Raw genomic sequence first — 12679 nt, forward strand, 5'->3', positions numbered from 1 at the left:
GAGCGCACGGGCGAGACGATTCATTCCCGGCCCGCGTTTCTAGGATGATCACGGAGAATCCCCCATCGAAAGGTCACGACCTTGGCCCGCGAAGGCGCGCACTACTACCGACCCGCACACGGAACGGGGTTGCCCCATGACCCGTTCAACGCCATCGTCGCGCCCAGACCCATCGGCTGGATATCGACAGTCAGCGGTGACGGCGTGGCCAATCTGGCCCCGTACAGCTTCTTCAACGGGTTCAACTATCACCCGCCTATCGTCGGGTTCGCCTCGGTGGGCTGGAAGGATTCCGTCGCCAACGTCGAAGCCACCGGAGAGTTCGTGTGGAACCTGGCCACCCGCAGTCTGGCCGAGGCCATGAATGAGACCTCGGCGCCGCTGCCGCCCGACGGCGACGAGTTCGCGCGCGGCAAGCTGACCCCGGTGCCGTCGACCCTGGTGTCGGCACCCCGGGTGTTGGAGAGCCCGGTGAACTTCGAGTGCAAGCTCACCCAGCTGGTGCAGTTGACCACCAGCGCCGGCGAGGTGGTGCCCACGTGGTTGGTCCTCGGTGAAGTGGTGGCCGTGCACATCGACGCCGACCTACTCACCGACGGCATCTTCGACACGGGGGCGGCGCGCCCGATCGTCCGGGCCGGGGGGCCGGCTCAGTATTTCGAGATCACTCCCGACGCCGCATTCGAGATGCGCCGCCCCACAAGCTGATCGACGCTCACCGCCCACACACTCGCACCGGCATGGCGCCCTGACCGACGAGATCGCCTCGGCGTCAGTCCTCCGAGCTGTTCAGGATGTCGAAACACTCGAGCAGAGTGGCGATCTGACGCGAGGTCAGCCGGCCGAGACGATCACGCAGCATCGGGCCCACCCGCCCCTCCACCTCGGAGACAGCGACCTCGGCCGCGGGGGTGAGGGTGAGGGTGGACCGCCTCGAGTCGCCCGGATCGACAGCTCGCACGAGCAAACCGGCCCTGGCCAGCTTGGTCACCGCGCGGCTGACCACGGACGCGTGCAGCCCCAGATCCCGAACCAGATCGCCCGGTCCATCGACACCGAGTTCGATCGACCGGAGTATCAGGAAGTCGACGAGATCCAGTTTCGCGACTGCCGCCACGTGGGTTCGGGCCGCCCCCAGAACCGACTTGTTCAGTCGATACAGCGCGTCGAGTAGCCGCATCTCGAGGGCACCTTCATCACGCTTCACCGGGACGACCCTAGCAATACCATCTGTCAATTATTGACAAATATCAACTATCTGGCACTCTGATGGCATGCCCGCGACAACACCGACCACTTCCAGGATCGATCTTCACCACCACGCGTTCCCGCCACAGCTGTTCGGTGCACACGTCGCTGGCACGCTGACTGCGAATTCGGGTTGGAAGTACTCAGCGGAGTCGCCGGCCTGGAGTCCCAGCGCGAGCCTGGCCTTCATGGACGCCCTGGGTGTGTCCACGGCAATCCTGTCTCTTCCCAACGACATCGAGTCCTATCTACCGGAATCGGCCCGTCGCGGGTTCGCCCGCGAGATCAACATGTTCTGCAGTCAGGTCGCCGACGAGCATCCCGGCCGCTTCGGCTTCTTCGCCCACCTGCCGACACCAACCGATCCGGATGCCGCTCTCGAGGAGTTGACCTATGCGCTGGACGTACTGGGCGCAGACGGGGTCACCCTGACCAATGTCTACGGAACCGGCGAGAATGCCCGGTCGCTCGGCCATGCCGTCTTCGAACCCGTGTGGGCCGAACTCGACCGCAGGAATGCCGTGGTGTTCCTGCATGGCGAGCAGACTCCCGGCCGCAACTCCGCACCGAACCAATACCTGCCAGTCCCCGTGATCGAGGTGCCCAACGAGACCTACAAGGCCGCCGCCGACCTCGTCACGAGCGGCCGCAAGCGACAGTTCCCGAATGTCCGAATCATCTTGTCGCACTCCGGTGGAAGCACACCATTTCTCGCGTCCCGGGTCGCCGGACTGTGCTCGTTTCACACCGACTGCGGTCTCACCGCAGACGAGATCCTCGCCGACTTCCGCACCTTCTACTACGAGACCGCGCTGTCGGGATTCGAGACCAATCTCGTCGCACTGGAAAACTTCGTACCGGTGGATCACATTCTGTTCGGCACCGACTTCCCCGCAGTCAGCCCGTCGGCGGCGGGGTGGTACACACGTAATGTCGACGCCTACTTCGGCGACCGGCCCGACACCCTGGCCGAGGTGATGGAGGGCAACGCGCGAAAGCTGCTGCCCCGATACACATCGAGCTAGCCCCGCACCGGAGCGATGCCAGGCCGGAGTGCTGCTGTCACAGTGGTGAACCAGCATCCTCGACGATCGCGGACACCTTGATCTCGACCCGCATCTTGGGCGCCCCCAGGGCGGCCACGCCGATCTCGGTCCAGATGGGGGCCCGGTCTCCCATCCTCTTGCGGAACTGTTCGACCATCACTGCGGTGTGCTCGTCGCCGATCTCCACCGACGAGGTGGGGATGTGATGGGAGTCGACGGTCACCACGTCACGCCAACTGGCACCCGCGAGCGCCAGGGTGCGCTCGACATTATCGAAGGCGCGGATGATCTCCTCTTCCAGGGACTCCGGGAAGGTGATGTCGTCATCCCAACCGCCCTGGCCGGAGATCTCCACCCGATTCCCGATCCGCACCGCCTGGTTGTAGTGGAGCATGTCGCGCAACTTCTCGCCGTAACCCGGAGTTACGAAGAACTCGACGTCCTGCATGGTCTTCCTCTCATCATCACTTCACGCTTGAACTAACCATACACAGAATGACTTCAAACGTGAAGTTATTCCAGGTGTGCTGCGCTAAGGTTCAAGCGTGAATCCGACGTGGCTCAGCCCGGACGAGAAGGAAGCGTGGACGGGCCTGGTGTCGCTGATGCTGATGCTGCCAGGCAAGCTCGAGGCGCCGCTCAAGCAGGTAGACCTGACACTCTTCGACTACCTGACACTGAGCCACATCTCCGAAGCGCCCGAGCGCCGGATCCGGATGAGCGAGCTGGCATTCCTGGCGAACGGGTCGCTGTCGCGACTGTCCAATGTGGTCAAGCGTTTTGAGCAACGCGGCTGGGTGACCCGCTCCCCGGATCCCGACGACGGCCGCTACACCGTCGCCGAGCTCACCGACGCCGGGTACCGCCTGGTGGTCGAGGCCGCGCCGATCCATCTGCGTGCCGTGCGCGAACTGGTGCTCGACCGGCTCACCGCCACCGACCTGCGGGCCATGACCAGAATCGCCGACAAACTGCGGGTGGTTCCGGACGATCTGCAATAACGACTACAGACTGAACGCCCGTGGCGGTCCGGCGAGCGCCGCCTTCGCCTCGACGCCCATGGTGTCCAGGATCTCGATGTCCCCGGCTTCCAGGCCATCTAGCGCCAGCCGCACGAGGTCTGCCGGATCCTGCACCACGCCGTCGGCGAATTCGATGCCGTGACGTTCGGCGAAATCGAAAAGCGTTTGGGTTCCCACCAATCCGGGCACCAGCGCCGAAACAAGCGTGCCCTGGCTTTCGAGTTCGATCCGCACTCCATTGGTCAGGCCCCACTGTGCGGATTTGGCGGCGGCGTAAGCGGTGTTGCCGTCGACGGTGGCCCATGCCGCTGCGGACAGCACGTTGAGGATGGCTCCGCCACCATTGCGGGCCAGGATCGGAGCGAAGGCGCGGATCATCGCCAGGGTGCCGTAGAAGTTCGAGTCCATCGTCGATCGGATGGCGACCATATCGCCGGTCAGCAGATTTCCGCCGGCGGTATCGGCGGCATTGTTGATCAGCACGTCCACGTCGGCCGCCTGCGCCGCCGCCGCTTCCACCGAGGCTTGGTCGGTGATGTCGAGGCGCAGCAGTTCCGCACCGGCGATCTCGACCAGCTCGGGACGGCGCGCCGTGGCGTACACCTTGGCGCCACGGCGCAGCAGTTCGGTGGCGAAGTGATGACCTATCCCCCGGTTCGCGCCGGTGACCAACGCGGTAGCACCCTGCAACTTCATCTGTCCTCCAAAGATTTTCGCACCACAACACAAGATGACCATGCGGTCACTTTGACTCGAGCCACGGTGCCACAAGATGACCGGCCGGTCAACTTGGTAGGCTCGAACGATGCCCGCCCCCGCGCAGATGCCGCCCGCAACCGCCAGTCACTGCTGGCGGCAGCCGAGGCAGAGTTCGCCGAGCGCGGACCGGCCGCCTCGGTGGCCGACATCGCCCGACGGGCCGGGGTGGCCAAGGGAACGGTGTTCCGGCACTTCGCCACAAAGGAGGACCTGATCGCCTCCATCGTCATCGGGCACGTCCGCACCCTCGCCGACACGGCCCGACAGCTCGTCGACGCCGCCGACCCCGGTGCCGCACTGCTGGAGTTCCTGACCGTCGCCGCCGATCAGCGTCAACAGCACGACCTGACGTTCGTGCAATCCGCCAGCGGCGACGATCCGCGTGTGACGGCGGTGGTGGACCAGCTACACACCCATCTCGGCACACTCGTCGACCGCGCCCGCGATGCCGGAGCCATCCGCTCGGACATCACCGAAAGCGATGTGTTCCTGCTGCTGTGCGCTCCGGTGCACGTCGTCGAAAACCTCTCCACCCCAGCACCATTGCTGTGGCAGCGCTATCTGGCCATCATCTTCGACGGGTTACGTCCCGAGGGTGCACATCCACTCCCCCAGCCGGCTCCGGTGCTGCGCTAGGCCGAGATGATCGAGAACATCACGATGTTCTGATCGCGGTGGGGATCCTGCAGCATGTCGCAGGCCAGAGTCAGCGGCCCGAGATCGCGGTGTTCGACGTGCTTGATCATGTGCGTCCCGGTGACAACCGTTGCGTCATTCCACAATTCGGCGAACTCAGGGCTCTCGTTGAGCAGATCGGCGATCAGCTTCCGCGTCTGTTCGTCACGTGGATAACGGGCCAGCGTCGCCCGCAACTGCCCCACCACCATGCGCGAGAACTCCGCGGAATGCGTCATACCGTAGTGCGGCGTCATTCCCACCGGAGGCAGGAAGTGCCGCCGGGCGATATTGCGTTCCGCCGGCGCAAGAGCGCCGAAGTCCTCCATCAGCAGCGTCGCTTGCGGATTCCAGGCCAGGACGTCAAACCGCGCGCTCAGCACAATGGCGGCGGTGGTTCCCAGACCCTGCACCAGTTTCGCCACGCTCGGGGTGACCTCCGTGCTGGGCTCGCTGCCCCGGGGCACGGCACGCCCCATCAGTTCGAAGAGGTGCCGTCGCTCGTCGTCGTCCAACCGCAGCGCGTCGGCGATGGCACTGACCACCTGATCCGACGGTCCCGCACCACGGCCGCGCTCCAGGTTCGTGTAGTGGTCCACCGAGATGTGCGCCAACTGCGCCACCTCTTCGCGCCGCAATCCCGGCGTCCGGCGACCACGGTTACCGAACCCGAAGGCGCGCGGATCACGATTGTCGCGAACCGCCCGCAGGTAGCGCCCTGCTGCTAGTCCGTCCATGTGTCGATACTGGCACGCTCCTCACCAGGGCACGACTTCTCCCTGGTCACTGAAGAACAGGCCGGTCTGCAGGGGCTCTGAGAGCGCAACCCCGACGATGCCCGCGGCCCCGTCGGCGGGATCACCCGCGCCCTCCATCGGTTCGCCGTTGCTCAGCCCGGTGGCCCGGTAGCCGGGGCTCACCGAAACCACGGCGATGTTCTCGGCGGCCAGCTCTTTGGCGTACAGCACGGTGAGCATGTCCAGCGCGCTCTTGGAGGCCTGGTAGGCGGCGGTGGCCACGTGACTGAAGGGCCAGCCCGGGTCGTTCACCAGCCGGGTGGACCCGAGCTCGCTGGAGACGTTGAGCACCCGGGCTCGGTCCGACGCCCGCAGCAGCGGCAGGAAACCGTTGGTGACGGCGGCTACGCCGGCGACATTGGTGTCATAGGTGCGCTGCAGGGATTGTCGGCTGACACCTGAGGCGGGCCGCAAATCGCCGGCGATGGCGGCATTGTTGATCAGCAGATCCAGCCGTCCGTGGGTCTGGTCGACCCGTCGCACCGCGTCGTCGATGGTCTGGTCGTCGGTGACGTCGATGGTCAGCTGCACCACGTCCAGCCCCTCGGCGGCGAGCTTCTCGGCAGCTTCGGTGCCGCGGCCGGGATCACGGCTACCGAGCAGGACCTGGACTCCGGCCTGGGCCAGCTGACGTGCGAGATGGAATCCGATTCCGGTGTTGGCTCCGGTCACCAGGGCGATGGTGTTCTCTTGTGTGGTCATGCCTCCAGCACAGCCGAAACCGGACCGGCCTGGCAGGGACAAGCTCTACCCCCGTGCGGGAGGAATAAATCACGGGAAGAGCTGCGTGGCCAACGTCTGGCCGATCGGCAGCGCCGAGGTGGCAGCCGGTGACGGCGCGTTGAGCACGTGGATGCTGCGCGGCGACGTCTTCAGTAGGAAGTCGTGGACCAGGCTGCCGTCGGGGCGCACAGCCTGGGCCCGGATGCCGGCTTCCATCGGGACCAGATCATCGAGCGTGAGCTCGGGACAGTACTTGCGGCACTGTGCGAGGTAGCCACGCTTGAACAGTGAGTTGGACAGCTCCCGCGCTCCGGTGCGGATGTTGTTCCTGGCCAGTTTCCACATCCCCGGGTAGCGCAGGTACTCGGCGACATCGGCCGGCGCCACGGCCCCCTTGCGGTAGCGCTCACGGGCGAACCCCAGCACGGCGTTCGGCCCCACCGTGAGGTGACCATGCATTGTCGGACTCAAATGCACACCCAGGAAAGGCAATTCGGGATCCGGTATCGGATAGATCAGGTGCTCGACGAGCCCGTTGCGCGCCGTAGGTAGCGCGAAGTACTCGCCCCGGAACGGGATGATCTGGACCTCGGGCTCCAGGCCGGCCATGGCCGCCATGCGGTCGGCTTGAAGCCCGGCACAGGCGACGAGGTTCGTCGCGGTCCAGGTCCCGGCGGCGGTGTCGACACGCACGTGCTCGGAGGTCTCGGCGATGCCGGTGACTGCCACTCCGGTCTCCACGATGCCGCCGGCAGCCACCACCAGCTCGGCCAACACCTGCGACACCCGCCGGTAGTCGATGATGCCGGTGGTGGGCACCTCGATGGCACCGCAGCCACGCACGTGGGGCTCGGCACGGCGCAGCTCTGCCGCATCCAGTAGTTGGACGTCCAGACCGTTGACCTTGGCCCGCTCGAACAGCGCCAGCATCCGCTGCTGTTCGGACTCGTCCGTGGCGACCAACAACTTGCCGGTGACGCGAAACGGGATATCGTGCTCGCGCGCAAAGGTTTTGGTGTCCTCGGCACCCTGTTTGCACAGGGTGGCCTTCAGACTGCCCGGCTCATAGTAGATCCCCGAGTGGATGACGCCACTGTTGTGCCCAGTCTGGTGGACAGCAACCCCGGCCTCCTTCTCCAGCACTGCCACGGTGATGCCGGGGCGGCGTTGCTGAAGCTTCCACGCCGTCGCCAGCCCGACGATGCCGCCACCGATGACGACGACGTCGACAGATTCATGCACCGAGTCATTCTGTCACGCCCCAGCACACAGAATCTTTCACAGGTCAGCTGGCCGCCTTGGGTGGTGGTTGGTGTGGGGTGTACCACCACCAGTCGCAGCATCCTCCGCCGGGGCCAGGGTTGGGTGGTGGCGTGGTGGTGTGGTGGTTTTGGTGAGACGCCGGTCTTTGCCGCCACCAGGGAGGCGATGGAGCGGTAGCCGGTGTTGCCTGCCAGTCCGTTACGGTCGATCTCGGCGACGATATCGACGATGCGCCCGTCGATGGCATTGCGGTGACCCGACAACTCGGCCAGTTCCTCGAACAACGCTTCCATCCGCTGCTTGGGTCTCACCCCATCAGCGGCGAAAGACGTTGTTTCAGTGGACATGCCAACATCAAAACAGAGATCACCGAGAAGAAAGTCGCCACCATGCGCCCTAGATCAGGATGGTCAGCGGATTCTCGATCCGGCGCACAAACGCCGCCATCCACTGTGCGGCCACCGCACCGTCGATCACCCGGTGATCGGCAGACAGCGTGACGGTCATGACGGTCCCGACTGCCAACTCACCATCGATCACCACCGGTTTCTGCACGGCACCACCAACGGCCAGGATGCCGGAGTGCGGTGGGTTCAGGATCGCCGAAAACTCGCTCACCCCGTACATTCCGAGGTTGGACACCGAGAAGCTGCCGCCTTCGAGTTCCTGCTGCTTGATCCTGCCGTCGCGTGCGCGGCCGGCCAGATCAGCGACCTGCGCCCCAATACCCGAGATCGAAAGACGGTCCACCCCACGGATGACCGGGGTCAGCAGTCCGCCGTCCACCGCGACGGCCACCGCGATGTCGGCGCTCTCGAAGCGCCGGATCGAGTCGCCGTTCCAGATCGAATTGGCCTCGGGCACTTCCAGTAAGGCGCCGGCCACGGCCTTGAGCACGAAGTCGTTGACCGACACCTTGACGGTGCCGGTGTTGTTCACCGTCTTGCGCAATTCGAGCAGGGCGTCCACCCGGCACTCTGCGGTGACATAGAAGTGCGGCACCGTGGTCTTGCTCTCGGTGAGCCGCCGTGCGATGGCCTTGCGCATGCCGGTCAGCGGGAGGTCGGTGAACCCGGTCTGGGTTGTGATGGGCTCGGCGACCCGCGGCGCAGGTGCAGGTGCCTCGGCCACGGCGGGAGCGGCGGCCGGGGCGGGCAGCTTCTCCAGATCCCGGCGCACGATGCGGCCGCCCGGGCCGGTCCCGGTGACGGAGTGCAGGTCGATGCCCTTCTCCTTGGCGATCTTGCGCACCAAAGGCGTGGCGAACAATCGCCGGCCGTTGGTCTGCGGCGGGGCCTGTACCGGAGCTTCGACTGGCGCCTCCAGCACCGGGGCCGCCGACTCCGGATCACGGGTGACCGAAACGTCAACGGTCTCGCCCGGCGCACCCACCACGGCGATGGGTTCGCCGACGGCAATGGTGACACCGGGCTCGGCAATCAGCTGCGCCAGTACGCCGCCCACCTCGGCGGCATACTCCACAACCGCCTTCTCCGTTTCGATTTCAGCGATCGGGTCACCGATGCTTATCTCCTGCCCGACGCTGACCAGCCAGGTCTGGATGATGGCCTCGCCGGTATTGGCCAGCACCTCGGGCATACGGACGACGGTGGCCATCAGTTGCCACCCATCCCGGTGCGCATCTTCTCCAGGCCTGCCACCACTTCCTCGGTGCGCGCGATGGCCGCACGTTCCAGCACTCGCGAGATGCTCGGCGACGCTTCTTCGCCGGAGACCCGCTCCACGGGTTGATCCAGCCAGTCGAAGAGGCGGCGTTGGATCTCGTCGGCCAGCCAGCCGCCGTAGGAGCTGCCACGGGCACCTTGTTCGACGATCAGGACTGCGTTGGTCTTCTTGACGCTGACTTCGATGGTGTCCCAGTCGATGGACGCCCGGTCCAGCCAGCGCAGGTCTATCAGCTCGGCGTCCATCCCGGTCTGTTCGATGGCCTCGGCGCAGTGCGCCACCATCGACAGGTAGCTGATCACGGTGACGTCATTGCCGGTGCGGCGCACGGCCGCGGTGCCGGGCGGGATGATGTAGTCCAAGTCGACATCGGGCACCTGGTCAGCTGTGCCGTAGAGATCGACATGCTCGATCACGAGCACCGGATCCTGCAGTGCGAGTGCGGAATTCATCAGGCCGACGTAGTCCGCGGCGGTAGAGGGGGCGACGATGCGCCAACCGGGGCTGGTGGCGAAGATGCCGGCCGGGTCCATCAGGTGCTGGGAGCCGTAGCCCGACCCCATCGCCACTTTGGTGCGCAGCACAAACGGCACCGGGTTGTCACCACCGAACATGTGGCGGGCCTTGCCGATCTGGTTGAACACCTGGTCGGCGGCCACCCACATGAAGTCGGGATACATGAACTCCACCACCGGCCGGAACCGGCCGTCGAGCGCCAGACCGCCACCGAGCCCGGTGAAGGCGTTTTCACTGATGGGTGTGCCCACCAGCCGGTTGTCGCCGTACTTGGCCAGACCTTTGGTGGCACCGTTGGTGCCGCCGCCCAGGCGGTGCACGTCTTCTCCGAAGATGACGATGCGCTCGTCGGTGGCCATTCGGCGGTCCATCACACCGGCGACGGCTTCGACGAATTTCGTCTTGCGCCAAGGCCCGTCATATGACGTCGGCTCCAGCACGTCGAGCGAGTCGAGCTCGGAGGCATCACCGCGCACGCCCACGTTGACAAAGCCTGGGTCGGGCCACAGTTCGGGACGGATGCGGCGCTTGCCTGCGGTGTCGGGGTCGGGCTCCAGCAATTGAGCCATCGCATCGGTCATCGCCTGCCGGGCCTGGCGGCGCAGTTCGGCCACACCGGCGTCGTCGATGAGACCGAGCTTGATCATCTCGGAGGCGGTCTTGTCCAACGGGTCGCGGCTGCGCCACTCCGCTTCTTCAGCCTTGTCCCGGTAACCGAAGGCGCTTCCGGGGTAGGGGCCGTTCTGGTGGAAAAACCGGTACACCTCGGCTTCGATGACGGCGGGGCCTTCACCGCTGCGCATGCGTTCGGCGGCTTGCTCGGTGGCCAGGTACACCGCCAGCGGATCCATGCCGTCCACCCGCCAGCCGGGGATGCCGAAACCTTGCCCTCGCACCGACAGCCGTGGATCGGCGGTGATCTCGTCCACTCGGGTGGACACTGCGTAGAGGTTGTTCTCGATGAAGAAGCAGAACGGCAGCTTCCAGGCGGCAGCCAGATTCATCGACTCGAGCACCGAGCCGATCTGACTGGAGCCGTCGCCGAAGTAGCTGATGGTCAGATCTGTTGTACCACTGTGTTTTTGAGCCCATGCGTTGCCCGCACCCATGGGTACGCCGCCGCCGACGATGGCGTTGGTACCCAGTGCGCCGGCTTCGAACCACTGAAGGTGCATCGAGCCGCCGCGGCCGCGGCAGTAGCCCTGCGCCAGGCCCAGGATCTCGGCCAGCGTCTGCTGCAGCACTCGCTGAATCTTCGGTGTGACAGCGGCGGCCGGGTCGATCACCCCGCCGGACACGTGAGTCAGGGCTTTGGCCAGGAATTGGTGATGGCCGCGATGTGAACCGTTCACGGCATCGGCGGAGCGCAGTCCGACAATGGAACCCACCGCGCCGCCTTCCTGCCCGATGCTCGAGTGGGCGGGGCCGTGTACCAGGCCTTCCCCGGCCAGTTCCAGAACGGCCTCCTCGAAGGCTCGGATCAGGTGCAGCTCGGCGAGCATGCTGCCGAGCAGCACCGGGTCAGCCGCCTTCCAGTCCTCCTCCGTGGTCGCCAGTTCGATCCACGGCGAGCCGGTTTCCAGTCGAGTTTCGGTTGGCATGGCCCTCATCTCCATCGGTGTGATGCGCGTCCCAACCATAACCCGATTGGATGCACTTTTGCCATACACGGTTCTCTTCTGTCGGCGTTTGGCTTATAGTCTGATCTAATTGGATGCACTTCAGAAGGGTCTGCAATGCCACTGCCTGGCCTGGTCGGCACTGATCACATCGGCTTCACCGTTCCGGATCTGGACAAGGCGCACGACTTCTTCGTGCGAGTCCTGGGTTGCACCCACGTGTACACACTCGGCCCCTACGCACACGAGGACGATTGGATGCAGGTCCATCTGAACGTCCACCCCCGCACGGTGATGCGCGAACTGCGCTTCTATCGGTGCGGCACCGGAGCGAACTTCGAGGTGTTCGAGTACGAGCCCGCCGACGGCCAGGCCCCGCAACCCCGCAACAGCGATATCGGCGGCCATCATCTGGCGTTCTATGTCCACGACATCGATGCCGCAGTGGGCTACCTGCGCTCCGAGGGCATCGAGGTGCTCGGCGATCCGACGGCCAGCCGCAACGCCAGTGAAGGACAGCGTTGGGTGTACTTCCTGAGCCCCTGGGGCATGCAGTTCGAACTCGTGAGCTTCGAACAGGGCAAAGCCTACGAAGCCGACGCCGAAGTGCTGCTGTGGAATCCGAATCATCCGGCAGACTGAACAACCGATGACACAGCCACTGATTCGCGACGGCGTCACCGGTGCCCGGGTAGCCGACGAGCTGCGCCAAGCCATTCTGCGTGGGGTGTACCCGCCAGGGACCCGGCTGCGCCAGGTCGAGCTGGCCGACGAATACGGCGCCAGCCGCGTGCCGGTGCGCGAGGCGCTGCGCATCCTGGAGGCGGACGGCCTGGTCACCTCGGTGGCCAATGCCGGCTCGTGGATAGCCCGGCTGAGCCTCGACGAGTGCGTCGAGCTGTATCAGGTCCGGGAACGGATCGAGCCGTTGCTGCTGCGCTACAGCATGCCGAAGCTCTCGGACTTCCAGATCGAGCGGCTCGCCGAGCTGGCCGAGCAGATGCGCGCCACCCGCGACGTCGAGAAGTTCCTCGAGTTGGATCGCGCGTTCCACCTCGGCAGCTACGCCGGGGCCGACACCACGTTCCTGAACCCCACCGTCGAACGACTGTGGAACACCACTCAGCACTACCGCCGTGCGTTCACCCGGCTGCTCGACGACGAGAGCAACCGCATTGTGCACGACGAGCACCACATGCTCGTGGCCGCCCTTCGCGAGCGTGATTGTGACGAGGCCGAACGTGTTCTACTCGGCCACATCCGGCGCACCCGCCGCCAATTGGCCCGCCATCCAGAAGTTTTCGAGTAGTCCCCGCCAACGAACA

14 protein-coding genes and 1 pseudogene are annotated in these 12679 nt (G+C 65.3%); 6 read left to right on the forward strand and 9 right to left on the reverse strand.

Features of this window, described 5'->3' with window-relative positions; genetic code table 11:
* Positions 1-81 precede the first annotated feature (81 nt).
* Positions 82-708, forward strand: a complete 627-nt coding sequence (locus tag BVC93_RS07760) for a flavin reductase family protein (RefSeq protein ID WP_083736661.1) — start codon at positions 82-84, stop codon at positions 706-708.
* Between the two features lie 64 nt (positions 709-772).
* On the opposite strand, the gene BVC93_RS07765 is transcribed toward BVC93_RS07760, so the two are convergent.
* Positions 773-1207: a MarR family winged helix-turn-helix transcriptional regulator gene (locus tag BVC93_RS07765; protein ID WP_083736662.1), complete on the reverse strand. Its 435-nt coding sequence runs from the start codon at positions 1205-1207 to the stop codon at positions 773-775.
* Between the two features lie 67 nt (positions 1208-1274).
* On the opposite strand from BVC93_RS07765, the gene BVC93_RS07770 reads away from it, so the two are divergent.
* The gene (locus tag BVC93_RS07770; RefSeq protein ID WP_083736663.1) at positions 1275-2273 is read left to right on the forward strand and encodes an amidohydrolase family protein; all 999 of its coding nucleotides are present in this window, start codon (positions 1275-1277) and stop codon (positions 2271-2273) included.
* A 37-nt stretch (positions 2274-2310) separates the two neighbouring features.
* Here the strand turns inward: BVC93_RS07770 and BVC93_RS07775 are convergent, their stop codons facing one another.
* Entirely contained in the window at positions 2311-2742 is a 432-nt protein-coding gene (locus BVC93_RS07775; RefSeq protein ID WP_083736664.1) for a Rid family hydrolase, read from the reverse strand.
* A gap of 157 nt (positions 2743-2899) precedes the next feature.
* Between BVC93_RS07775 and BVC93_RS07780 the strand changes: the two genes are divergently transcribed.
* Positions 2900-3295, forward strand: a complete 396-nt coding sequence (locus BVC93_RS07780; protein WP_083740886.1) for a MarR family winged helix-turn-helix transcriptional regulator — start codon at positions 2900-2902, stop codon at positions 3293-3295.
* Between the two features lie 3 nt (positions 3296-3298).
* Here BVC93_RS07780 and BVC93_RS07785 read toward each other — a convergent pair whose 3' ends face one another.
* Complete coding sequence (locus BVC93_RS07785; RefSeq protein ID WP_083736665.1) at positions 3299-4012, reverse strand: SDR family NAD(P)-dependent oxidoreductase; 714 nt, start codon at positions 4010-4012, stop codon at positions 3299-3301.
* Between the two features lie 93 nt (positions 4013-4105).
* Here BVC93_RS07785 and BVC93_RS07790 point away from each other — a divergent pair, with 93 nt between their 5' ends.
* Positions 4106-4711: a TetR/AcrR family transcriptional regulator gene (locus BVC93_RS07790; RefSeq protein WP_236950289.1), complete on the forward strand. Its 606-nt coding sequence runs from the start codon at positions 4106-4108 to the stop codon at positions 4709-4711.
* Here the strand turns inward: BVC93_RS07790 and BVC93_RS07795 are convergent.
* From BVC93_RS07795 to BVC93_RS07820, 6 genes and pseudogenes are all read right to left on the reverse strand, one after another.
* Complete coding sequence (locus tag BVC93_RS07795; protein WP_083736667.1) at positions 4708-5487, reverse strand: helix-turn-helix transcriptional regulator; 780 nt, start codon at positions 5485-5487, stop codon at positions 4708-4710. The two genes, BVC93_RS07790 and BVC93_RS07795, sit on opposite strands and share 4 nt — an antisense overlap.
* Before the next feature lie 21 nt (positions 5488-5508).
* A complete protein-coding gene (locus BVC93_RS07800; protein ID WP_083736668.1) occupies positions 5509-6249 on the reverse strand; it encodes an SDR family NAD(P)-dependent oxidoreductase in 741 nt (246 codons plus the stop codon).
* Positions 6250-6318: 69 nt separating this feature from the next.
* Positions 6319-7512 carry an L-2-hydroxyglutarate oxidase gene (lhgO, locus tag BVC93_RS07805; protein ID WP_083736669.1) on the reverse strand — a complete coding sequence of 398 codons (1194 nt, stop codon included), beginning with the start codon at positions 7510-7512 and terminating at the stop codon, positions 6319-6321.
* A gap of 125 nt (positions 7513-7637) precedes the next feature.
* Positions 7638-7880 (reverse strand): annotated as a pseudogene (locus BVC93_RS07810) (hypothetical protein); the annotation flags it as partial.
* 49 nt (positions 7881-7929) lie between these two features.
* Positions 7930-9150: a dihydrolipoamide acetyltransferase family protein gene (locus BVC93_RS07815; RefSeq protein ID WP_083736670.1), complete on the reverse strand. Its 1221-nt coding sequence runs from the start codon at positions 9148-9150 to the stop codon at positions 7930-7932.
* Positions 9150-11336, reverse strand: a complete 2187-nt coding sequence (locus BVC93_RS07820; RefSeq protein ID WP_083736671.1) for an alpha-ketoacid dehydrogenase subunit alpha/beta — start codon at positions 11334-11336, stop codon at positions 9150-9152. The genes BVC93_RS07815 and BVC93_RS07820 overlap by 1 nt, the downstream gene beginning before the upstream one ends.
* 135 nt (positions 11337-11471) lie before the next feature.
* Here BVC93_RS07820 and BVC93_RS07825 point away from each other — a divergent pair, with 135 nt between their 5' ends.
* Together BVC93_RS07825 and BVC93_RS07830 are read left to right on the forward strand one after the other, a co-directional pair.
* Positions 11472-11996: a VOC family protein gene (locus BVC93_RS07825; RefSeq protein WP_083736672.1), complete on the forward strand. Its 525-nt coding sequence runs from the start codon at positions 11472-11474 to the stop codon at positions 11994-11996.
* A gap of 7 nt (positions 11997-12003) precedes the next feature.
* Positions 12004-12663 carry a GntR family transcriptional regulator gene (locus tag BVC93_RS07830; RefSeq protein WP_083736673.1) on the forward strand — a complete coding sequence of 220 codons (660 nt, stop codon included), beginning with the start codon at positions 12004-12006 and terminating at the stop codon, positions 12661-12663.
* Positions 12664-12679 lie beyond the last annotated feature (16 nt).

This window comes from Mycobacterium sp. MS1601 (assembly GCF_001984215.1).
In the GTDB taxonomy this organism is placed as follows: Bacteria; Actinomycetota; Actinomycetes; order Mycobacteriales; family Mycobacteriaceae; genus Mycobacterium.